Consider the following 20,643-nt stretch of genomic DNA (forward strand, 5'->3'; position numbering starts at 1 on the left):
GGCCCGCCCGGCTGGACAATGGTATCCACGCCGCTCGCACGCTCCGCCGCCCCACGCCCGCGAGCCGGATTCCGGCCCAACGGGCCACTACCCAGGGCAGTTGAGGGCACACCCACCGTCACGGAGGTGCGCCATGTCGGACCGGACCACCCCACCCCCGCCGCCCTTCGCGGAGCCCGGACGGCTCCGCAACGTGGTCCTGATCGGCGCCGCGGGCTCCGGCAAGACCACGCTGGCCGAGGCCCTCGCCCACGCCGCCGGGGCGATCAGCCGGGCCGGCACCGTCCCGGACGGCAGCACCGTCTCCGACCACGAGGCGATCGAGCACCAGCAGCAGCGCTCCGTCCAGCTCGCGCTGCTCCCGTTGGCCTGGCGCGACTGCAAGATCAACCTGCTGGACACCCCCGGCTACGCCGACTTCGCGGGCGAACGCCGGGCCGGCATGCGCGCCGCCGAGGCCGCCGTCCTGGTCGTCTCCGCCGCCGAACCGGTCGGCCCCACCGTGCTCGCCCTCTGGCGCGAGTGCCGCGCGGCCGGCCTGCCCACCGCCATCGCCCTCACCCACGTGCACAGCGCCGAAGCCGTGACGGCCTGTCAGGAAGCCTTCGGCGAGGGCCACCCCGACACCGTCCTGCCGCTCTGCCTGCCCGCCTTCCGGGACGGCCACCTCACCGGCTCCCTCGAACTGCTCACCGGCCGCAGCTACGGCGACGCCCCGGCCCCCGACCCCGCCGCCCGCGGCGCCCTGGTGGAGGCCATCGCGGGCGAGGACGACACCCTGCTGGAACGCTGGGTGGCCGGCGAGGACCTCGACCCGGCCTCGCTGACCGCCGCCCTCCGCCGCGAACTCGGGCAGAACACCGTCCACCCGCTGATCTGCACCGCCGCCCCGCTCGGCGCCGCCGAACTCCTCGACCTGATCGTGGACGCCTTCCCCAGCCCGCTGGAGCGCACCGACGAACTCCCGCCCTGCGACCCCGACGGCCCCGTGGTCGCCCAGGTCGTGCACACCGCCGAGGACCAGTACGTCGGACGGCTCAGCCTGGTCCGGGTCTTCTCCGGCACCCTCCGGCCCGACACCGTCCTCGGCGAGGAACGGGTCACCGCGATCACCAGCCCGTTCGGACACCACCAGCGCCCCGTCCCGGCCGCCACGGCGGGCGACCTGGCCTGCCTGGCCAAACTCGCCCACGCCCGCACCGGCGACACCATCGCCGCCGACGGCGTCGAACTCGACCGCTGGCCGCAGCCCGAACCCCTGCTGCCCACCGCCGTCGAAGCCCACAGCAAGGCCGACGAGGACCGGCTCGCCCAGAGCCTGGCCCGGCTCACCGCCCAGGACCCGGCCCTGCGGGTCGAACAGAACCCCGACACCCACCAGCTGGTCCTCTGGAGCACCGGCGAGGCCCACCAGGCGGTCGTCCTGGACCGGCTGCGCACCCGCTACGGCGTGCACGTGGACACCGTCCCGTACCGGGTCGCCCTGCGCGAGACCTTCGCCGGCACCGGGAGCGGGCACGGCCGGCACGTCAAACAGTCGGGCGGGCACGGCCAGTTCGCGATCTGCGACCTGACGGTCGAGCCGCTGCCCGGCGGCGGCTTCGAGTTCGTCGACAAGGTGGTGGGCGGCGCGGTGCCCCGGAACTTCGTCCCGTCCGTCGAGAAGGGCGTCCGCAGCCAGCTCGCCAAGGGCGTCCTGGCCGGCTACCCCGTGGTCGACGTCCGGGTCACCCTCACCGACGGCAAGGCCCACTCCGTCGACTCCTCGGACGCCGCCTTCCAGACCGCCGCCGCACTCGCCCTGCGGGAAGCCGCCGCCGACGGCACCGTCCGGCTGCTGGAGCCGGTCGACGAAGTCCAGGTGCTGCTGCCCGACGAGTACCAGGGCGCCGTACTCAACGACCTGTCCGCCCGCCGCGGCCACGTCCTCGGCACCGAACCCGGCGGCCCCGGCCTCAGCCTGCTCCGTGCCGAAGTCCCCGAACTGGAACTGGCCCACTACCCGGTCGACCTACGCTCCCTCTCCCACGGCACGGGCACCTTCTCGCGCAGCTACGTACGCCACGCACCGATGCCACCCGCTCTGGCCGCGCAGTACCAGTAGGCACACGCTGCGGCAGCCAGGGGCTCGGGGAACTGCGACGCCGACCTCGAAAAAGGTGATCCGTGCGTAGGCGGTCAGGCACTTTCGCAGTGACCCGCAGTGCAACCGAGCGCCCTGCAGAAAACTAACGCCGCGGCAGCGAGCAGGCCGGCGTGCCGCCGGGCAGGCGGTGGCGGTTTCGGGCGACCCAGTCGTACACGAGGGCCGCGAGTGGGCGGACCGGTGCGAGGGTCAGCAGGGCGCCGAGGTAGGCCCAGGCGCCGCCGCTCCGCATCAGGAGCCGGGCCGCCGCCTGCGCCCCGCCGTAGACGTCCCCACGGGGCGTCAGCCAGAGCACCTCCTGCTCGGCCCGCTCCCAGGTGATCAGCCCGACGCCGCCCGCGCGGGCGTCCAGCTCCGCCAGGTCGGCGAACTGGAACGGCACCGCCTCCCAGTTCGCCGAGGAGAGGCTCGCCCGCAGGTAGCGCTCGGAGAACTGCACGCAGCTGCTGCAGAACGCGCAGTCCCCGTCGAAGATCAGCACCGGATCGATCGATCGTTCCTCGCTCATACCCCGATCCTGCACCATCGGCGCCGCCGGTACCGGCACGGCCCCACCGACAGGATCGAAGCCGTCCGAAACTGGGCACGATCCCTCCGGGACCATCGCGTACCGGAAGTGACGGCTGTTCAGACGATCATCCGCGCGGCATACCGGTCGCACGATAACCTGCCGCTGACACAAGGGGAGGAGGGGACGCCGCCGTGACCAAGCTCGACATGACCCCGGGCGCGCAGATACCCCGTACGGACGTCGGGCCGCAGACCGCGGTCACGCAGTTGCTCTCCTCGGCGGCCTACCGGGACACCGAGGTCGAGGCGATCGCCGCGCTCGAGGGCGTCAAGCTCAAAGAGGGCAAGTTCTTCAAGCTGTTCCGGCCCAGCACCGGTGAGGCGTTCACCCGTGCCGTGCTGGACCGCACCCTCGGCAAGGGCCGCCTCCCGCTGGTGCCCTCGTTCGGCACCGACACCCGGATGGTGGTCGAGCACTGCCTCGCCGCCCAGGAGCTGCGGGACGCCCGCGACCGCGAGCTGATGGTGGTCACCATGCTCACCGGCGTGCTCTTCCTGCCCGGCACGCTGATCTGGCTCGCGGTGTTCTACGGCCGCGCCTACTTCAAGAAGACCTCCCCCGGCCGGGAGGGCTTCTACAGCACCGCGCTGGTGCTGCTCGCGGTCGGGCTGGCAGCTCTGCTCGCGCTCCGGCCGCCGGTGGCCGGGCCGTTCGGGCTGTACTTCCGGGTGATGACGCTGGCGCCGGTGATCGGCTGGTTCGTCGCCAAGCGGATCTGCCTGCGCTTCACGATCGAGCTGCGCGAGCGCTGGGGCGGCCTGGTGGCCGGCAGCGCGATGGCGGCCACCGTGCCCAAGGCGGTGCCCCGGGACGACCTGGACAAGAAGGCGGCCGAGCTGCGCGCCTCGCTGGAGCGGCTGACGGTCGAGCAGGAGACCAACGTCCAGCACTACGCGGGCGCAAAGGGTCTGCTCGGTGCGGGGCTGCGCTGGGGTGACTGGCAGGTGGTGGAGGAGCTGCGGCCGGCCGAGGGCCAGGTGGACTTCCGGGCCTTCCACCCGTGGGACCTGGCCCGCTCCATCACCACCAGGCTGGGCACGCTCAGCCAGAGCGAGGTGGCGGGCGGCGGGATGCCGCACGTCTCGGTCCAGCAGTGGCTGGTGGTGGACATCCCGGAGGGCGCGGACGAGATCGGCCGGCCGTCCGGGCCGGACATGGACAACTACCGGATGCGTGACTTCGCGCTCCAGGCGATCGCCAACCGGCAGACCCTGGGCACCGACAGCCGGCACCGGACGTCCGCTCAACTGGTGCTCCACAAGGGCCAGTTGGTGTCCACCGTGCTGATCGGCGTGACCGTGATGAACAACACCCTGCGGGTCTCGGTCTCCGGCCACGCGCTCGGTCCGCTGCACGGGCTGTTCGGCGCCAAGCCGAAGCCCAAGGAGCTCAAGGTCCCGAAGACCGGCAAGTTCTGGGAGGAGCGCACCGTCATCCTCCCGCTGGTGAACAACGACGACGTGGTCCGGCAGGCCCTCCGCGCGCCGTTCCACAAGTTCCCCACCCTGCTCAGCTGGCTGGGCGGCGGGGTCTCGCTGCCGGAGCCGTTCTCGCTCCGCGGCGCCTGGGCCGACCGCACCTGGACCAGCCGGTTCAAGTCGGACGACGTGCTGTTCAGCGCCACCCCGGTGGTCAACGCCGTGATGGCCGCCACGGTGGAGTTCCTGGCCGAGCACGACGTCAACGTCGACCGGTTCAACAGCCGGATCGGCATCCTCAGGTCCGAGATGCAGGGCAGCCGCCCGTTCAAGGCCGACAACTACGACGCGGGCTGACCGGTACGACAGTGGGGCCGCACCGGTCGGTGCGGCCCCACTGTCATGTCGTCAGCCGGTCGAACCGTCAGCTCTGCGGCCACGCCTCGGCGAGCATCTTCCGGGTGTCGGCCAGCAGTTGGGGCAGCACCTTGGTGTGGCCCACCACCGGCATGAAGTTGGTGTCCCCGCCCCAGCGCGGCACCACGTGCTGGTGCAGGTGCGCGGCGATCCCGGCCCCGGCGGCGGCGCCCTGGTTCATCCCGATGTTGAACCCGTGCGCACCGGAAGCGGCCCGCAGCGCCGTCATGGCCCGCTTGGTGTAGTCGCCGAGCTCGGCGGTCTCGGCCGCGTCCAGCTCGGTGTAGTCCGCCACGTGCCGGTACGGGACCACCATCAAGTGCCCACCGTTGTACGGGTAGAGGTTGAGCACCGCGAAGACCGAACCGCCCCGGGCGACGATCAGCCCGTCCTCGTCGCTGAGCGCGGGGATCGAGCAGAACGGGCAACCATCGTCCGGTGCGGGCCCGGTGGGCTTGTTCTCGCCCTGGATGTACGCCATCCGATGAGGCGTCCACAGGCGCCGGAAGCCATCCGGCTCCCCCACGCCCCGCTGCAGTTCCGGCTCACTCGTCATGCTGATCAGCATATTCGCCGGACCGGCTCTGCATAGCAGTGCGGGGCAGACTCGTTGAAGAGCCTGCCCCGCACCAGCCGTTGGATCAGACCTGGACCCGGCGCTGGACCGCGTCGACGATCTCCGCAACCGCCTCGGCGAGCGGCACGCCGTTCTTCTGCTCGCCGTTGCGGTAGCGGAAGGACACCGCACCCGCCTCGACGTCGTCGTTGCCGGCGATCAGCATGAACGGGATCTTCGACTTCTGTGCGGTCCGAATCTTCTTCTGCATCCGGTCGTCCGAGGAGTCGACCTCGATCCGCACGCCCTGCTTCTTCAGCTCGGCCGCGACCTCCTGGAGGTACGGGATGTGCTCGTCGGTGATCGGGATGCCGACCACCGTGACCGGGGCGAGCCACGGCGGCATGGCGCCGGCGTAGTGCTCGAGGAGCACCGCGAAGAACCGCTCGATCGAGCCGAACAGGGCCCGGTGGATCATGACCGGACGCTGCCGGTTGCCGTCCGAGCCCTGGAACTCCAGCTCGAAGCGCTGCGGCAGCTGGAAGTCGACCTGGATGGTCGACATCTGCCAGGTACGGCCGATCGCGTCCCGCGCCTGCACCGAGATCTTCGGACCGTAGAACGCGGCACCGGCCGGGTCGAGGACCAGCTCGAGCCCCTGCTTCTCGGCCGCGGCCCGCAGGGTCTCGGTGGCTTCCTCCCACTCGTCCAGGTCGCCGATGAACTTCTCCGGGTCCCGGGTCGAGAGCTCCAGGTAGAAGTCGTTCAGCCCGTAGTCGCGCAGCAGGTCCAGCACGAAGGTGAGCAGCGAGTCGAGCTCGTCCGCCATCTGCTCACGGGTGCAGTAGATGTGCGCGTCGTCCTGGGTGAAGCCGCGGGCCCGGGTCAGGCCGTGCACCACGCCGGACTTCTCGTACCGGTACACGGTGCCGAACTCGAAGAGCCGGAGCGGCAGTTCGCGGTACGAGCGGCCGCGCGAGCGGTAGATCAGGTTGTGCATCGGGCAGTTCATCGGCTTGAGGTAGTAGTCGATGTCGCCGTCGAGCTTCATGGGCGGGTACATGCCGTCGGCGTACCAGTCCAGGTGGCCGGAGAGCTCGAACAGGCTGCCCTTGGTGGCGTGCGGGGTGTAGACGAACTCGTAGCCCGACTCCTCGTGCCGCTTGCGCGAGTAGTCCTCCATCACCCGGCGCATGATGCCGCCCTTGGGGTGGAACACCGCCAGGCCGGAGCCGATCTCCTCCGGGATGGAGAACAGGTCGAGCTCGGAGCCCAGCTTGCGGTGGTCGCGCTTGGCGGCCTCCTCCAGGAACTCCAGGTGCGCCTTGAGCTCGTCCTTGGTCGGCCACGCGGTGCCGTAGATGCGCTGCAGCATCGGGTTCTTCTCGCTGCCGCGCCAGTAGGCGGCCGCGTTACGCATCAGCTTGAACGCCGGGATGTGCCGGGTCGACGGCAGGTGCGGGCCGCGGCAGAGGTCGCCCCAGCAGTGCTCGCCGGACTTGGCGTCCAGGTTGTCGTAGATGGTCAGCTCGGCGCCGCCCACCTCGACGTCGGCACCCTCGCCGGCGGTGGCGGCGGAGCCCTTGAGGCCGATCAGTTCGAGCTTGTACGGCTCGGCGGCCAGCTCGGCGGTGGCGGCCTCGTCGGTGACCACCCGGCGGGAGAACTTCTGGCCGCGCTTGATGATCTCCTGCATCTTCTTCTCGATGGCCTTGAGGTCATCGGGGTGGAACGGCTTCTCGACGTCGAAGTCGTAGTAGAAGCCGTCCTTGACCGGCGGGCCGATGCCGAGCTTGGCCTCCGGGAAGAGCTGCTGCACGGCCTGCGCCATCACGTGCGCGGTCGAGTGCCGCAGGATGTCCAGGCCGTCCTTGCTGGAGATCACGACGGGCTCGACCTCGTCGCCGTCCTGCACCTGGTACGCCAGGTCCTTCAGCGCGCCCGCGACCCGGGCGGCGATGATCGAGCGGTCGTCGGCGAAGAGCTCGGCGGCGGTAGTGCCCGTGGTCACCACGCGCTCTTCCCGATCGGGTTCGCGGTTGATGATGATCCGGACGTCGGTCACCGGTCTCTCCTGACATCTGTGCGCCACAGCACCATGCTGCGCGTGTCCGATGGTACCGAGAGCGGAGGCCGGACCGCGCACCCATATACCCCCGGCGGCCCCGATGCCCGCTCGAACGGGATTGAGGGGGCGTCAACTGCGGTATCACCAAGGCAGAACGCCGCTGTGCCCGGCGCGCCACTGGTCCTCGGTGGCGCGCCGGGCACCGCCAGGTGGTGATCGGGGGCCGCAGCCGTGCCGCACACTCAGCCCTGGTACCAGGGTCCACTCGCCTCTTTCGACACCGAGACCACCGGCGTGGACGTCGAGACCGACCGGATCGTCTCGGCCGCGCTGGTGGTGCAGGCCACACCCACCGCACCCGCCCGTACCCTCAGCTGGCTGGCCGATCCCGGGGTGCCGATCCCCGACGCCGCCCGCGAGGTGCACGGCATCACCGACCAGCGGGCCAGGGACTTCGGCCGGCCGCCCCGGGTGGTGGTCGCCGAGATCGCCCGCGCGCTGGCCGAACAGGCCCTCGCGCACGTGCCGTTGGTGGTGATGAACGCCCCGTTCGACCTCACCCTGCTGGACCGCGAGCTGCGCCGGCACCGCGGCCTCTCGCTCGCCGACAGCCTGGGCCGGGCCGAACTGCTGGTGCTGGACCCCCGGGTGATGGACAAGTACGTCGACCGCTACCGCAAGGGCCGGCGCACCCTGACCGACCTGTGCGCGCACTACGGCGTGACACTGGACGGCGCGCACGACGCCACCGCCGACGCGACCGCCACCCTGCACCTGGTCCGCGCCCTGGGCCGCCGGTACGCGGGCCCGCTCGGCGCGCTGACCCCGGCCGAACTGCACCTGCGTCAGGCGGTCTGGCACGCCGCCCAGGCCCGGGGGTTGCAGAACTGGTTCGACCGCGAGGGCACCCGGGAACAGGTGGACTTCGCCTGGCCGCTTCGCCCGGCCCGCTGCGCCTGCGGTCGGCGGCTCGCACTGGACCACCGCTGCGAGGCGGCGGCCTGAGGACGAGAACGACTCAGGCCCCGACCGAACTTCCGGTCAGGGCCTGAATGTTGACTCCGGGTGGGCGATACTGGGATCGAACCAGTGACCCCTTCGGTGTGAACGAAGTGCTCTCCCGCTGAGCTAATCGCCCGGGCAACGAGAAGAAGACTAGCACCACTTGGGGGTGACTCCGCAAACCGGATCCCCAGCTCCCGTACCGGCCGCGGAGACTGAGGGGGAATCAGCCCGGCTCGCGGAACGGAACACGGAAACACCAGAAGACCCCGGCCAATTGAATTGGCCGGGGTCTTCTGTGCATTCCGGGTGGGCGATACTGGGATCGAACCAGTGACCCCTTCGGTGTGAACGAAGTGCTCTCCCGCTGAGCTAATCGCCCGGGTGCAGGGAAAACATTACCGCATGCCGTGGGGTGCTCCGAACACCCCCGGCGGTCAGCGCAGCTTCCAGGGCATGGTGAGCCCGTACTTCCACAGGTACCAGCCGCCCAGGCCCGCGATGATCACCACGCCGATGCCGGTGATGATGATGTTGCGGCGGCGCACCTTGGGGTCGAGCGCCCGCTGTGCCGCCTCCGTCACCTTGCGCTTGGTCCACCGCAGCACCAGCTGGGCCCAGACGAACTCGGTCGCCCAGATGCCCATGCCCAGGAAGATGACCACCCAGCCGGGCCCCGGCAGCGGCAGCATCACCACGCCGAGCGCGACCACCGCGAGGCCGACCAGGAAGATCGCCACCTGCCAGCTGAGGTGCAGCGGCCGGGACCGTCGGATGAAGTGCGGAGCCTTGGATCCGAGGCCGGCGTCCGGGGTCTCGGCCGGCGCCTGGTCCGAGCCCTCGGGCTCGGGATTGTCGTTTCGTACAGCCATACGGCGAAAACTACCGGAGTCCCCAGTCCTGGTGCGGCCGTTCCGGCTGCCGTAGCGATTCTGCAATGCGCCGGAAGGGGTACGACTCGCACCTGAATCGGGACAGACGGGTTTACACCGGGCTTTCAGGTGGGATGGTCCGTTCGCCGACGTGCGATTCCCCGAGCGCACACTGAGCGAAAGGCCCTGGCGCTTATGAACACCACGGTCAGCTGCGAGCTGCACCTGCGCCTCATCGTGTCCAGCGAGTCGTCACTGCCCGTCCCCGCGGGCCTGCGCTACGACACTGCCGACCCCTATGCCGTGCACGCCACCTTCCATACGGGTGCCGACGAGACCGTCGAGTGGGTGTTCGCCCGCGACCTCCTCGCGGAGGGGCTGCACCGACCCACCGGTACCGGCGACGTCCGGGTGTGGCCCTCGCGCAGCCACGGTCAGGGGGTGGTCTGCATCGCCCTGAGTTCTCCGGAAGGAGAAGCCCTGCTGGAAGCCCCGGCTCGCGCGCTCGAGTCTTTCCTCAAGCGCACCGATGCCGCCGTGCCACCCGGCACCGAACACCGTCACTTCGACCTCGACCGGGAACTGTCCCACATCCTCGCCGAGAGCTGACCGCCTCGACGTCCGGGTCCTCCCGCCACCGCGTCCGTCCTACTCGGGGGCACGGTCGCACTCACAGCCGCCCAGCAAGCGGCCTCGGGGCCAGGCCCCGGTTCGCCCCCACCAAGGGCGAGCCGGGGCCTTCGCCCGTTTCCGCTCCCCGCCCGTCGGGGCCGGCAAGCCGCGCCGGCCCCGGGTCTCCCGGTAGAGTCCACCGAGACGATTGACGCGGGGCCGTGGGCCCCCGCCGCGCGAGGAGCCCCACGTGCTGATCACCCATGACACCGAGTGCGCGCTGGGCATTCTGGTCGAGCTGCTCAACACCTCGCCCGATGCCTGTGGCAGCGAGCGGTTCCCGGACCTGCCCGCGCTCGGCGCCTTCGTCGCCCGGCACGAGATCAGCGAGGTCGACTCGCTCACCGCGGCCGACCTGGCGGCCGTCCACCGGCTCCGGGCCCGGCTGCGCGAGGTGTTCTCGGCGGCCTCCACCGAGGAGGCGGCCGAACTGGTCAACGCGGTGGTCGCGGCGGCTGGCACCACGCCCCGGCTGACCAACCACGACCACCACGACTGGCACATCCACTACTTCGCCCCGCACGCCGCCCTGGGCGACCACCTGGCGGCCGAACTGGGCATGGCGCTGGCCTTCATCGTGATGGCCGGCGAACGCGAGCGGCTGCGCCGCTGTGAGGCGCCGGACTGCGCCCGGGTCTTCGTCGACCTCTCCCGCAACCGCTCCCGCCGCTACTGCGACAGCCGGACCTGTGGCAACCGCCTGCACGTCGCCGCGTACCGGGCCCGCCAGCGCGCGGAGACCGTCGCCACCGGCTGACCCCGGCAGCCTGCGGCGGACGGCGGGCCGGCGGATGGAAGACTGGGGGCATGACCGACGCCCCCCTCCCCCGCCTCGAGTTCTGGTGCGACCTCCAGTGCCCGGACTGCCGCACCGCCCTGGACGACGTACGGGCGCTGCGCGCGCAGTACGGCGACGCCCTGACGATCGAGCTGCGGCACTTCCCGCTCGAGAAGAACAAGCACGCCTACGCCGCCGCCGAAGCCGCCGAGGAGGCCTTCGCCCAGGGGCAGGGCTGGGCGTACGCCGAGGCCCTGCTGGCCCGCTGCGACGAGCTGGCCAGGACCGGGCAGCCGGTGCTCACCGCGCTGGCCGGCGAGCTCGGGCTGGACGCCGAGGAGGTCGAGGTGGCCCTGATCGACGGGCGGCACATGCTGGTGGTCGACGCCGACCAGGCCGAGGGCAAGGCGATCGGCATCACCGGCACCCCGACGTACGTCATCGCCGGGCAGCGGCTGGACGGTGGCAAGAGCCAGGACGGGCTGCGCGAGCGGATCGTCGCGATCATCGAGGCGGCCCGCGCGGGGCAGTGATTCAGGCGAGTCCGTCAGGCGAGTGACTTGCCCATGACCCGCCGGGTGGGCCGGTAGCCGAGCGACTCGTACAGCCGGACCGCCACGGTGTTGCTGCTGAAGACGTTCAGGCCGAGCCTGCGTACTCCGGCCGCCAGGCACTCGCGTTCGGCCAGCAGCATCAGGGTGCGGCCGTGGCCGTGGCCCCGGTGCTCCGGTTCGACCGCGACGCTCATCACCCAGGCCAGCGGTTCTCCGTCGGGCTGGATCTCCTGACGGAGCGTCAGCCACAGGGTGCCGAGCAACGTGCCCTGCGCGTCCGTGAGTTCGCGCAGGGCCGTGCCCGGGGTGGCATGACCCTCGCGCAGCAGTCGCCTGTGGTCCGCGTCCGCCTTGGCCCTGGCGGCCTGCTCGCCGAGACCGGAGCCGACCAACTCCCGTTGGTAGCCCGCCTTGACCTGCTCCAGCCAGCCGCCGTACTGCTCGGGGCCGATCGGACGGACCGTCACTTCCGTTGGCAGCGTGGGGAGTTGGGAGAGGTCCTTGGCCAGGTTCAGCATCCGCTCGGTGTAGCCGAGGGTCACGGCGAGGCCGAGCGCGGCGTCGTTCCCCGCCGGGACGGTGACGTCCACCCGGCTGCATCCCCAGCCCCGGAGCACCTCCTCGGCCGCCAGCGCCCCGACGGTGCCCCGGCCCCGGCGGCGCCCCCCGGTGACCTCCAGCTCGGAGATCTCGCCCCAGCTCTGCTCCCCGTACGGCCGCGACGTGGTCCGCAACCCGCCCACCGGACGGCCGTTGACACAGATCAGCCACCGCCGGGTCCGGCCCTCACCGGGCAGCGGCTCCTCGGGACTCTCCGGACGCAGCGTGGTGGTCATGCGGGGACCTTTCCCCGAACAGCACTGAGCAACCACCTCAGGGGCTCGGGGAACGGCGACGGTTCGTGGCTGGCGGGTCAAAAAAGCGAAAGTGCCTGACCATCTACGCAGGTGCAACGTTTCCGAGGTCGGCGTCGCAGTTCCCCGAGCCCCTGACCGTAGAACCGGAGCACCTGCACAGGATCAGGGGTCGAGGTCGTCCGCGGCGCGCTCGGTGAACTGGGCCATCGCCTTGAGGGTGACCGGCCCCGGGGCGGGGAGCTCGCGGGCGTCGATCCGGGCGATCGCCTGGACGTCGCGCAGGGTGGAGGTGAGGAACGCCTCCTCCGCCTCGGCGAGTGCCTCGAACGGGAGGTCGGTCTCCTCCGCGCCGGTCCACTCGATCACCAGCTGCCGGGTGATGCCGGCCAGGCAGCCGGAGGCGAGGGTCGGGGTGAGCAGTCGGCCGCCGAGCACCACGAAGATGTTGGAGCCGGTCCCCTCGCAGAGCTGCCCGGCGGTGTTGGCGAAGATCGCCTCCGAGGCGCCGGCCCGGTGGGCGGCGGCCAGGGCGACCACGTTCTCCGCGTACGAGGTGGTCTTCAGGCCGGCCACCGCGCTGTGCTCGTTGCGGCGCCAGGGCACGGTGTGGACGGCCGTGGTGTCCGGCCGACGGGCGGCACTGCCGAGCGCGATCACCAGGGTGGTCGGGTCGGTGCCGCGCTCGGAGCCGAGCGGGGAGATGCCGCCGGTGCAGGTGATCCGGAGCCGGCCGAGCGGCATCGGGTTGGCGGCCAGCACCTGGGCCACGCCCTCACGGACCAGCTCGTGGTCGGGGGCGGTCAGGCCGAGGCCATGGGCGGAGCGGCTGAGCCGGTCCAGGTGGCGGGTGAGCGCGAAGGGCTGCCCGTCCACCGCCTTCACGGTCTCGAAGACGCCGTCGCCGACGGTGAGTCCGTGGTCGAGTACGGAGACGGCGGCGCTGCCGTCGTCGACCAGGGAGTCGTTGACCCAGATCATCAGTTGTTGCTCCTCGGGTGCTGCCTGCCGGGCACGGCACTGTCGCCCGACGCTATCGCGACCAGGCGGGCGGCCTTGAGTTCGGTCTCGTCCCACTCGCGTTCGGGGTCCGAGCCCCAGGTGATGCCGGCGCCGGTGCCGAACCGCAGTACGGGGGCTTCGGCCGAGGTCCGGTCGATCCAGAACGTCCGGATGCCGACCGCGAGTTCGGCCTCGCCCCGGTCGGCGTCGACCCAGCCGATCGCGCCGCAGTAGGGGCCGCGCGGGGCGGTCTCCAGGGCGTCGATGATCCGCAGTGCGCTGGACTTCGGGGCGCCGGTGACCGAGCCGGGCGGGAAGGTGGCGTCGAACAGCGCGCCCCAGCCCGCGCCGCCGTGCAGCCGGCCCGCGACGGTGGAGACCAGGTGGACCAGGCCGGGGTGCTTCTCCACCACGCAGAGGTCGGGGACGGTGACGCTGCCGGTCTCGCAGACCCGGCCGAGGTCGTTGCGGACCAGGTCCACGATCATCACGTTCTCGGCGTGGTCCTTCTCCAGCAGGTCGTGCTCGGTCCGGCCGGTGCCCTTGATCGGGCCGGAGGAGATGGTGCGGCCATCCTGGCGCAGATAGAGCTCGGGCGAGGCGGTGGCGATCTCGACCCCGTGGTCGGGCAGCCGGATGGTGCCCGCGTACGGCGCGGGGTTGCCGTGCGCGAGCAGGCCGGTGAGCGCGTCGATGTCGGTGCGGTCCGGGTCGGGCAGCGGCGCGGAGAGCACCCGGCAGAGGTTGGCCTGGTAGACCTCGCCCGCCGCGATGTGTTCGCGGATCCGGCGCACGCCCGCCGTGTAGGCGTCCCGGTCGAGCGAGCTGTGCCAGCTGTCGGAGTGCGGGCCGAGCCAGCCGTCGGTCCGCGGCGGGGCCGGGTCGGGCCGGACCTCGTCGAAGCGGGCGCAGGTCAGCCGGCCCTCGAAGTCGTACGCGACGGCCCAGAAGCCGGAGCCGTCCAGCACCTCCGGGTCCGAGCTGACCTCCCGCAGGCCGGTCGCCAGGCGCCCGCCGAAGCGGGCCATCGGGGCGGCGGTGGCGTGGGGTGCGGTGCGGCCGGACACGGTTCTCCTGCGCGGTTTCGGTGCTGCTCGGCCCGGTGCGGGGCGCGGAGCGGGGAGGGACTGCGGTGGCTTGAAGTGTAGGTCGGAGGGGCTGTCCGGCGTCGGCGCCGGAGCCTCCGGGGAGCTGACGGGGTGCCACTTCGGGGGCACCCCGGCGGCACGCTGCGGGAACGGAATTTGAGCTGGCCCAGGAATCCGCTAAAGTTCAACACGTCGCCGGGAAACGGAGCCGCAAACAAGCGGTGAAGTGACCGGGAGACAGGCGGACGTGGCTCAGTTGGTAGAGCATCACCTTGCCAAGGTGAGGGTCGCGAGTTCGAATCTCGTCGTCCGCTCGACGGAGAACAGTGTAAGATCGTTCTTCTGTGTGTGTTGCCTGGTGGAGTGGCCGAGAGGCGAGGCAACGGCCTGCAAAGCCGTGTACACGGGTTCAAATCCCGTCTCCACCTCCAAGAGGTGTCCCTGGTTCGCCAGGGCCCCTCCCCGCGCGATTAGCTCAGCGGGAGAGCACTTCCCTGACACGGAAGGGGTCACTGGTTCAATCCCAGTATCGCGCACTCGGACCTCTCGGGGCCCGACCGCAGTACCGCACCACCACCCGCGCGATTAGCTCAGCGGGAGAGCACTTCCCTGACACGGAAGGGGTCACTGGTTCAATCCCAGTATCGCGCACTCGGTCCCCTCGGGGCCCGACCGCAGTACCGCACCACCACCCGCGCGATTAGCTCAGCGGGAGAGCACTTCCCTGACACGGAAGGGGTCACTGGTTCAATCCCAGTATCGCGCACCGCAGTTCGAGGGCCGTGATCCGACATCGGATCATGGCCCTTGCTGCGTCCAGGAGTCGGGGGCACAGCAGCAGGGGCCGGGTAGGGACCGCCCTCACCGACGGTCCCTACCCGACCCCTGCTCTTGCTGCCGGAGTGCCGTGCACCCTCACGCCCGTCCGCGTTGTCCCTGACGGTGCACGCCCGGCCGGCGCCGACCTCTCCCCAGAGGATCAGCGCCCGATCAGATCGGCGACGGCCCTGGTCTGGGTCGCCAGGTGCTCCCAGCCGCCGAAGAACATCAGCAGGGCGACGGCGAAGGGGAGCACCATGGCCACGGCCACCGCGGGGTGCCGGGTGCCCTGCTCGCCGGAGCGGGCGGGCGCCTGGCGGATACCGATGCGGCGTCGGCCGGCTTCGGTGAGCTGGGTGGCCATGGTCGGTGCTCCTGCCTTCTCTGTCTTGAGCCCTGAGCTGGTGTCGGTCGATGCGGTGGGCGGTTCACCTCGGGGGACGAGTAGGCCGCCCACCGCTATGAACAAAGGTATGCGGGGCCACCGACGGGGTCGTCATGCCCGCGTACCGTTCGGTGGGCATCCCCGAGGATGACGCCGGGGCATCCTGCCTACTACCGGAGGGGGAGACCGGGTGGCGGCGATCCCCGAGGCAACCCTGAGAGCTACCCCGAGGGGGTGCTCCGGCGCTGGTCAGTGCGGCCGTCCGGGCAGATCCGACAATCCGACCGGCCCGGCGGGTGTTGCGTATCAGCACACCGCAGCACGGAGTCCGTAAGCTGTGCCGGAACAGGATTCTGACGGTGGCCCAACCGACGGGGTCTCACCCTTCAGGCTGACAGGAAGAACTGACTATGGCGATGATGCGGCTGAGGCGTGAGGACCCCCGCATCGTCGGCCCCTACCGGCTGCACCGTCGGCTCGGCGCCGGCGGGATGGGCGTGGTCTACCTCGGCTCGGACCGCAAGGGGCAGCGGGTCGCGCTCAAGCTGATCCGGGCCGAACTGGCCGAGGACGCCGAGTTCCGCACCCGGTTCGCCCGCGAGATCGCAGCCGCCTCGAAGATCCGGGGCGGCTGTACCGCGCGGGTGGTCGCCTCCGACATCGAGACCGAGCGGCCCTGGCTGGCCACCGCGTACGTCCCCGGGCCCTCGCTGTACAAGCGGGTCGGCGAGGAGGGCCCGCTGCCCTGGCCGGAGGCGGCCCGGATCGGCGCCGCGCTGGCCGACGGGCTGGTCAAGGTGCACGAGGCCGGGGTGGTGCACCGCGACCTCAAGCCGTCCAACATCCTGCTCTCCCCCAAGGGCCCGCGGATCATCGACTTCGGCATCGCCTGGTCGCGCGGCGCCAGCACGCTCACCCACGTCGGCACCGCCGTCGGCTCCCCCGGCTTCCTGGCGCCCGAGCAGGTCAGGGGGGCGGCCGTGACGCCCGCCACCGACGTGTTCGCCTTCGGCGCCACCCTGGCGTACGCGCTCACCGGGGACTCGCCGTTCGGCTCCGGCGCCTCCTCCGAGGTGATGCTGTACCGGGTGGTGCACGAGGAGCCCGATCTCGCCGCCGTGCCGCCCTCGCTGGCGCCGCTGGTCCGGGCCTGCCTGGCCAAGGAGCCCGCCGAGCGGCCCGGGGCGGCGGCGCTGCACGAGCGGCTGACCGAACTCGCCTCCCGGGGCGCCCTGCTGACTCCGGCCGCCCGCCGGGCCGCACCGCCACCCACCGTCGCCGCCAGGCCACAGCCGGCCCGCCGCCCGGCCGGTCCGGGACGGCAGTCCGCCACCGCACCGATGCCGCAGGCACTGGCCGCCGAACCGGTGAGGGAGCGTCAGGACGGCCGTCCCGTACCGCCGCCACCGCGCCAGGGCGGCTCCCCACGGGAGCGTCAGCACACCCTGCCCGGCCGCCCCGCCGAGGCCAGGCGCCGGCTGCTCCGGCAACGGCTGGTGGTCTTCGTGACCGTCACCGTCGGGGTGGCGCTGGCCATCGCGGCGGCCCAGGGCTGCGAGAGCCGCAGCAACCAGGGCATGCACCCGGCGCCGAGGGCGAGCGCGACCGGCTCGCCGGTCTCGGTCTCGATCGACGGCGCCCAGCCGCCCGCCGCGCCGTTCGCGGCGGTGGCCAAGGGCTCCGCCGACGCCGGGCTCGGCCCCGCCGTCGGGGTCACCCTGCCGGCCGTGGACTGGCCCAACCGCAGCTACGCCGACCTGTCCGGCGGCCCGGCGATCCGGCTGCGGGACGGGCGTTCGGCGGTGGAGGGCGTGCAGGTCGGCCTCTCCACCGTGCTGCCCGCCCGCTACCACGGCGCCCCGGCGGCGCTGGTGGTGCTGCGCCGGGCCGAGGGTTCGGCGCCGGTGGACCTGGTGCAGCTGTACGGCTTCAGTGCCGACACCCCCGTCCTGCTGGCCTCCCGCTCCTCGGTGGCCGATCCGCAGGCCACCGCGGCCTGGCGGATCGAGAGCGGCGCGCTGGTCAGGGAGGAGCGGGTCTCGCACACCGGTGCCGGTTCGACGACGCGTTACACCGTGCGCGGGGACGGGCAGTTGGAGGAGTCCTGGCCGGGCGCCGGGGTCTCCGGCGGGACGGGCGGCAACGGCGGGACGGGCGGCAGCTGAGCCACCGCCCGCCCCTGGTGGTGTCGGTCAGCCGCCGTACGGGCGGGTGATGATCTCCATGCCGTGGCCCGCCGGGTCCAGGAAGTAGACCCCGCGCCCGCCGTCGTTGTGGTTGATCTCGCCCGGCTGCTTGAAGTGCGGGTCCGCGTAGTAGCTGATCCCCGCCTGCTCGATGCGCTCGAAGGCGGCGGTGAACTCCTCCTCCGAGACCAGGAACGCGTAGTGCTGCATCACGATCGACTCGGCCGGGATGGCCGCGAAGTCGAGGGTGACGCCGTTCGCGGTGTCGACCGGGACGAACGGGCCCCAGGGGGTGCCGATCTCCAACCCGAGGATGCGCGCGAGGAATTCGGCGGACTCCCGGGCGTCCCGGGCGTGGATGATGGTGTGGTTGAGCTGGACTGCCATGGGTGGAATGCCTCCGTTGGGCACTCACGACACCTCCATGCCTCACCCGGTCGGTGACCGGCACGCGATGTCGTCTGTGGACGATCCTAGATCGCCGCCCGCCTGAGGTCGAGCCTGACCGTCAATTCCACGGCCCGGTCGGCGAGTTCAGCCACCGAACAGCTTCAGCAAGCCCAGCGGCGCATCGTCCTGGAAGCACACCACCAGGCTCTCGGCCGACGCCGCGGCCGCTGCCTCGGCGCGCGGGAACATCGCCTGCTCGTACGCCGCGAGGGCCGCCTCGTGGTCCTCCGGCCGGGCCGCCAGCGCGAGGCCGAGCTCGGCGCCGTCGAGCATCGCGAGGTTGGCCCCCTCCCCCGCGAACGGGGACATCAGGTGGGCCGCGTCCCCGAGCAGGGTGACACCGGGGACCCGGTCCCAGTGGTGGCCGACCGGCAGGGCGTGGATGGCCCGGGGCGTCAGCGCGCCGTCCGCGTCGGTGATCAGCGCGCGCAGGCTCTCGTCCCAGTCGGCGAACTCCGCCAGGACCGCCGCCTTGGCCGCGTCGGTGTCGGCGAAGTCGACGGCGTCCGGCCAGGTCACCGGGGCCTTGAGGCTCGCGTAGACGTGCAGGCTGCCGTCGGCCTCCCGGTGGGCCAGGAAGCCCCGGCCCGCGCCGAGCGCGAACAGCATGCCGCCACCGACCACGGCGGCGGCCGCCGGGTGCCGGGCGTCCGCGTCCAGCAGGTCGAGCTCGACCATCGTGACGCCGGTGTACGCGGGGCGGGCAGCGGAGAGCAGCGGGCGGACCTTCGACCACGCGCCGTCGGCGCCGATCAGCAGGTCGGTGGTGAAGCCGCTCCCGTCGGCGAGGGTCACCTCGTGCCGGCCGTCGCCCGCGCGGACCTCGGTGACCTTGGCGCCCCAGCGCACGGTGCCCTCGGGCAGCGAGCCGAGCAGCAGGTCGCGCAGTTGGCCGCGGTCCACCTCGGGGCGGCCGTGGGTGCCGTCGTCCTGCTCGGCCAGGTGGACCACGGCCTGACGGTCCAGCACTCGCATCGCCTCACCGCCGGGCAGCACCAGCGCGCGGAACTCCTCGTGCAGTCCGGCAGCGCGCAGCGCGGCCTGGCCGGACTCCTCGTGGATGTCCAGCATGCCGCCCTGGCCCCGGGCCGCCGGGGAGGACTCCAGGTCGTGGACCGCGGCGGGGATGCCGTGCACGTGCAGGACGCGGGCCAGGGTCAGGCCGCCGAGGCCGGCTCCGACGATCGCGATCGGGTGATGGGTGGTCATGAGGTCGCTCCTTCGGTGGATTGGGGCGCCGGGGTGTGCAGCACCCCGGCGATCTGGACCCGGAGGCCCCAGGAGAGCCGCTGCTGTGGCGTGCCGGAGAGCAGCTCGGCGGCGAGGGCGGCGGTCCGCGGGTGGGTCCGTTCCTCGGCGCCGTGCAGGGCGCGGGTCAGCGCGTCCCACTCGTCCCGAGTGTCGGCCGTCTCGCCCCGGGTGGCGTGCTCGGCCGCCGTGGCGGTGGCGTACTGGAGCAGCACGTCCACGCCCCAGGCGGCCTGACGGTCCGGCACCCCGCCCTGCGCCAGCAGGGTCAGCAGGGTCTCGATCAGCCCCAGGTAGTGCGGGCCGCTCGGGCGGGCCACCAGCGCCGAACGGGCCAGCGCCGGGTGGGCGAACAGCACGGTGGTGTACTCGGTGAGCAGCGCTTCGAGGCGCTCGTGCCAGCCGCCCTCGGCCGGGGCGGCGAGGGTGCCGAGCAGTTCGTCCAGGATGGCCGCGTGCAGCTCGGCGGTGTTGGCGACGTAGACGTAGAGCGAGGCCGGGCCGGTGTCGAGTTCCTGGGCGAGGCGGCGCATGGTGACCTTGGGCAGGCCCTCGGCCCGCATGATCTCCATGGCGGCGGCCAGGATGCCGGCCCGGCTGAGGGCCGGCTTGGCGGGGCGCTCCCGGCGGCTGCGGGGTTCGGTGTGCGGGGTCATGCCTCCACGGTAACGAACATGTTCGCTCCGAACAAGGACGTGACGAACATGTTCGTCGATGAGTGCACGGAACGCCGGGCGCCCGGCGTTCCGGTCAGACCCCGGCGTTCACGGCGTAGAAGGTGACGGCAGCGGCCGCGCCGACGTTCAGCGAGTCGATCCCGTGCGCCATCGGGATCCGGACCCGGCGGTCGGCGGCGGCGAGGGCCTTGTCGGTCAGGCCGTCGCCCTCGGCGCCGAGCATGACGGCGGCCTTCGGGATCAGGTGCGGGGCGGCGGCGGGCAGGTCGTCGGCGCCGGAGGGGGTGAGCGCGAGCAGCTCGAAGCCCGCCTCGCGGACGGTCCCCAGTGCGGCGGGCCACAGGTCGAGCCGGGCGTACGGGACCGCGAAGACCGCGCCCATCGAGACCTTGACGGCCCGTCGGTACAGCGGGTCGGCGCAGTCCGGGGAGAGCAGTACCGCGTCCATCCCGAGGGCAGCGGCGCTGCGGAAGATCGCCCCGAGGTTGGTGTGGTCGACCAGGCCCTCCAGGATCGCCACCCGGCGGGCGGTGGCGAGGAGTTCGGGGGCGGTCGGCAGCGGCTTGCGCTCCATCGAGGCGAGCGCGCCCCGGTGCACGTGGTAGCCGGTGACGGCCTCGGCCAGGCCCGGTTCGACCACGTGGACGGGGGCCGGGGTGTCGGTGATCACGTCGGCCATCACGTCGAGCCACTTCGGGGTGAGCAGCATCGAACGCATCCGGAACCCGGCCGCCACCGCCCGGCGGATCACCTTCTCCCCCTCGGCGATGAACAGCCCCTCGGCCGGCTCGCGGCGTCGCCGCAGCTCGACGTCGGTCAGCCCGGTGTAGTCGGCGAGCCGGGGGTCGGCGGGATCGGTGATGGTTTCTGGTTCGGCCAC

General features: G+C 72.0%; 18 protein-coding genes, 7 tRNA genes and 1 pseudogene. 12 read left to right on the top strand and 14 right to left on the bottom strand.

Annotation, left to right across the window (positions count from 1 at the left end):
* The first annotated feature begins 133 nt into the window (after positions 1-133).
* A complete protein-coding gene (locus F4556_RS04365) occupies positions 134-2,104 on the top strand; it encodes an elongation factor G (RefSeq protein WP_184911759.1) in 1,971 nt (656 codons plus the stop codon).
* Positions 2,105-2,228: 124 nt separating this feature from the next.
* Here F4556_RS04365 and F4556_RS04370 read toward each other — a convergent pair whose 3' ends face one another.
* Positions 2,229-2,654, bottom strand: coding sequence for a thiol-disulfide oxidoreductase DCC family protein (locus tag F4556_RS04370; protein WP_184911761.1), 426 nt, complete (start codon positions 2,652-2,654; stop codon positions 2,229-2,231).
* Positions 2,655-2,848: 194 nt separating this feature from the next.
* Between F4556_RS04370 and F4556_RS04375 the strand changes: the two genes are divergently transcribed.
* The gene (locus F4556_RS04375; RefSeq protein ID WP_184911763.1) at positions 2,849-4,492 is read left to right on the top strand and encodes an AbeC-like domain-containing protein; all 1,644 of its coding nucleotides are present in this window, start codon (positions 2,849-2,851) and stop codon (positions 4,490-4,492) included.
* 67 nt (positions 4,493-4,559) lie between these two features.
* Here F4556_RS04375 and F4556_RS04380 read toward each other — a convergent pair whose 3' ends face one another.
* Both F4556_RS04380 and thrS read right to left on the bottom strand, forming a co-directional pair.
* The gene (locus tag F4556_RS04380) at positions 4,560-5,120 is read right to left on the bottom strand and encodes an HIT family protein (RefSeq protein ID WP_184911764.1); all 561 of its coding nucleotides are present in this window, start codon (positions 5,118-5,120) and stop codon (positions 4,560-4,562) included.
* 73 nt (positions 5,121-5,193) lie between these two features.
* Positions 5,194-7,173, bottom strand: coding sequence for a threonine--tRNA ligase (gene thrS / locus F4556_RS04385; RefSeq protein WP_184911766.1), 1,980 nt, complete (start codon positions 7,171-7,173; stop codon positions 5,194-5,196).
* A 234-nt stretch (positions 7,174-7,407) separates the two neighbouring features.
* On the opposite strand from thrS, the gene F4556_RS04390 reads away from it, so the two are divergent.
* Complete coding sequence (locus F4556_RS04390; protein ID WP_184911768.1) at positions 7,408-8,181, top strand: exonuclease domain-containing protein; 774 nt, start codon at positions 7,408-7,410, stop codon at positions 8,179-8,181.
* Positions 8,182-8,242: 61 nt separating this feature from the next.
* Here the strand turns inward: F4556_RS04390 and F4556_RS04395 are convergent.
* The 3 genes from F4556_RS04395 to F4556_RS04405 form a co-directional block, all read right to left on the bottom strand.
* Positions 8,243-8,314, bottom strand: a tRNA-Val gene (locus tag F4556_RS04395).
* Positions 8,315-8,488: 174 nt separating this feature from the next.
* Positions 8,489-8,560 (bottom strand) — tRNA-Val (locus tag F4556_RS04400).
* 55 nt (positions 8,561-8,615) lie between these two features.
* Positions 8,616-9,050, bottom strand: a complete 435-nt coding sequence (locus F4556_RS04405; protein ID WP_184911769.1) for a TIGR02611 family protein — start codon at positions 9,048-9,050, stop codon at positions 8,616-8,618.
* A gap of 195 nt (positions 9,051-9,245) precedes the next feature.
* Between F4556_RS04405 and F4556_RS04410 the strand changes: the two genes are divergently transcribed.
* The 3 genes from F4556_RS04410 to F4556_RS04420 all read left to right on the top strand — a co-directional run bounded on the left by F4556_RS04410 (position 9,246) and on the right by F4556_RS04420 (position 11,033).
* On the top strand, positions 9,246-9,659 hold the full coding sequence (locus F4556_RS04410; RefSeq protein WP_030056266.1) for an SsgA family sporulation/cell division regulator: 414 nt from the start codon (positions 9,246-9,248) through the stop codon (positions 9,657-9,659).
* A gap of 253 nt (positions 9,660-9,912) precedes the next feature.
* A complete protein-coding gene (locus F4556_RS04415; protein WP_184911771.1) occupies positions 9,913-10,479 on the top strand; it encodes a CGNR zinc finger domain-containing protein in 567 nt (188 codons plus the stop codon).
* A gap of 50 nt (positions 10,480-10,529) precedes the next feature.
* The gene (locus F4556_RS04420) at positions 10,530-11,033 is read left to right on the top strand and encodes a DsbA family protein (RefSeq protein WP_184911772.1); all 504 of its coding nucleotides are present in this window, start codon (positions 10,530-10,532) and stop codon (positions 11,031-11,033) included.
* Positions 11,034-11,047: 14 nt separating this feature from the next.
* On the opposite strand, the gene F4556_RS04425 is transcribed toward F4556_RS04420, so the two are convergent.
* From F4556_RS04425 to F4556_RS04435, 3 genes are all read right to left on the bottom strand, one after another.
* A complete protein-coding gene (locus tag F4556_RS04425; protein WP_184911773.1) occupies positions 11,048-11,890 on the bottom strand; it encodes a GNAT family N-acetyltransferase in 843 nt (280 codons plus the stop codon).
* Between the two features lie 183 nt (positions 11,891-12,073).
* On the bottom strand, positions 12,074-12,889 hold the full coding sequence (locus F4556_RS04430; RefSeq protein ID WP_376775654.1) for an aminotransferase class IV: 816 nt from the start codon (positions 12,887-12,889) through the stop codon (positions 12,074-12,076).
* Positions 12,889-13,938: a chorismate-binding protein gene (locus F4556_RS04435; protein ID WP_184924271.1), complete on the bottom strand. Its 1,050-nt coding sequence runs from the start codon at positions 13,936-13,938 to the stop codon at positions 12,889-12,891. The genes F4556_RS04430 and F4556_RS04435 overlap by 1 nt, the downstream gene beginning before the upstream one ends.
* Positions 13,939-14,239: 301 nt before the next feature.
* Between F4556_RS04435 and F4556_RS04440 the strand changes: the two genes are divergently transcribed.
* The 5 genes from F4556_RS04440 (at position 14,240) to F4556_RS04460 (ending at position 14,764) form a co-directional block, all read left to right on the top strand.
* Positions 14,240-14,312: transfer RNA gene (locus F4556_RS04440), tRNA-Gly, on the top strand.
* 43 nt (positions 14,313-14,355) lie between these two features.
* Positions 14,356-14,429 (top strand) — tRNA-Cys (locus tag F4556_RS04445).
* Between the two features lie 33 nt (positions 14,430-14,462).
* Positions 14,463-14,534: transfer RNA gene (locus F4556_RS04450), tRNA-Val, on the top strand.
* Positions 14,535-14,577: 43 nt separating this feature from the next.
* Positions 14,578-14,649, top strand: a tRNA-Val gene (locus F4556_RS04455).
* A 43-nt stretch (positions 14,650-14,692) separates the two neighbouring features.
* Positions 14,693-14,764: transfer RNA gene (locus tag F4556_RS04460), tRNA-Val, on the top strand.
* Between the two features lie 213 nt (positions 14,765-14,977).
* On the opposite strand, the gene F4556_RS04465 is transcribed toward F4556_RS04460, so the two are convergent.
* Positions 14,978-15,181, bottom strand: coding sequence for a hypothetical protein (locus tag F4556_RS04465; protein ID WP_246510964.1), 204 nt, complete (start codon positions 15,179-15,181; stop codon positions 14,978-14,980).
* A 431-nt stretch (positions 15,182-15,612) separates the two neighbouring features.
* Here F4556_RS04465 and F4556_RS04470 point away from each other — a divergent pair.
* Positions 15,613-16,770: pseudogene (locus F4556_RS04470) on the top strand (serine/threonine-protein kinase); the annotation flags it as partial.
* Between the two features lie 624 nt (positions 16,771-17,394).
* Here the strand turns inward: F4556_RS04470 and F4556_RS04475 are convergent.
* The 4 genes from F4556_RS04475 to F4556_RS04490 form a co-directional block, all read right to left on the bottom strand.
* On the bottom strand, positions 17,395-17,775 hold the full coding sequence (locus tag F4556_RS04475; RefSeq protein ID WP_184911775.1) for a VOC family protein: 381 nt from the start codon (positions 17,773-17,775) through the stop codon (positions 17,395-17,397).
* Between the two features lie 147 nt (positions 17,776-17,922).
* Positions 17,923-19,047 (bottom strand): FAD-dependent oxidoreductase, encoded by a 1,125-nt coding sequence (locus F4556_RS04480; RefSeq protein WP_184911777.1) that lies wholly within the window; start codon positions 19,045-19,047, stop codon positions 17,923-17,925.
* On the bottom strand, positions 19,044-19,742 hold the full coding sequence (locus tag F4556_RS04485) for a TetR/AcrR family transcriptional regulator (protein WP_184911778.1): 699 nt from the start codon (positions 19,740-19,742) through the stop codon (positions 19,044-19,046). Before F4556_RS04485 ends, F4556_RS04480 begins: the two co-directional genes overlap by 4 nt.
* Before the next feature lie 94 nt (positions 19,743-19,836).
* Positions 19,837-20,643, bottom strand: a complete 807-nt coding sequence (locus tag F4556_RS04490; RefSeq protein WP_184911779.1) for a TrmH family RNA methyltransferase — start codon at positions 20,641-20,643, stop codon at positions 19,837-19,839.

This window comes from Kitasatospora gansuensis (genome assembly GCF_014203705.1).
GTDB classification, from domain to species: Bacteria; Actinomycetota; Actinomycetes; order Streptomycetales; family Streptomycetaceae; genus Kitasatospora; species Kitasatospora gansuensis.

What these genes read in the sequence shown, in the direction of transcription:
- F4556_RS04435 (WP_184924271.1), bottom strand. Translation starts at nt 13,938, where the DNA reads ATGGCCCGCTTCGGCGGGCGCCTGGCGACCGGCCTGCGGGAGGTCAGC.
- F4556_RS04405 (WP_184911769.1), bottom strand. Translation starts at nt 9,050, where the DNA reads ATGGCTGTACGAAACGACAATCCCGAGCCCGAGGGCTCGGACCAGGCG.
- F4556_RS04425 (WP_184911773.1), bottom strand. Translation starts at nt 11,890, where the DNA reads ATGACCACCACGCTGCGTCCGGAGAGTCCCGAGGAGCCGCTGCCCGGT.
- F4556_RS04465 (WP_246510964.1), bottom strand. Translation starts at nt 15,181, where the DNA reads ATGGCCACCCAGCTCACCGAAGCCGGCCGACGCCGCATCGGTATCCGC.
- F4556_RS04480 (WP_184911777.1), bottom strand. Translation starts at nt 19,047, where the DNA reads ATGACCACCCATCACCCGATCGCGATCGTCGGAGCCGGCCTCGGCGGC.
- F4556_RS04410 (WP_030056266.1), top strand. Translation starts at nt 9,246, where the DNA reads ATGAACACCACGGTCAGCTGCGAGCTGCACCTGCGCCTCATCGTGTCC.
- F4556_RS04430 (WP_376775654.1), bottom strand. Translation starts at nt 12,889, where the DNA reads ATGATCTGGGTCAACGACTCCCTGGTCGACGACGGCAGCGCCGCCGTC.
- F4556_RS04370 (WP_184911761.1), bottom strand. Translation starts at nt 2,654, where the DNA reads ATGAGCGAGGAACGATCGATCGATCCGGTGCTGATCTTCGACGGGGAC.
- F4556_RS04380 (WP_184911764.1), bottom strand. Translation starts at nt 5,120, where the DNA reads ATGCTGATCAGCATGACGAGTGAGCCGGAACTGCAGCGGGGCGTGGGG.
- F4556_RS04485 (WP_184911778.1), bottom strand. Translation starts at nt 19,742, where the DNA reads ATGACCCCGCACACCGAACCCCGCAGCCGCCGGGAGCGCCCCGCCAAG.
- F4556_RS04365 (WP_184911759.1), top strand. Translation starts at nt 134, where the DNA reads ATGTCGGACCGGACCACCCCACCCCCGCCGCCCTTCGCGGAGCCCGGA.
- F4556_RS04475 (WP_184911775.1), bottom strand. Translation starts at nt 17,775, where the DNA reads ATGGCAGTCCAGCTCAACCACACCATCATCCACGCCCGGGACGCCCGG.
- F4556_RS04420 (WP_184911772.1), top strand. Translation starts at nt 10,530, where the DNA reads ATGACCGACGCCCCCCTCCCCCGCCTCGAGTTCTGGTGCGACCTCCAG.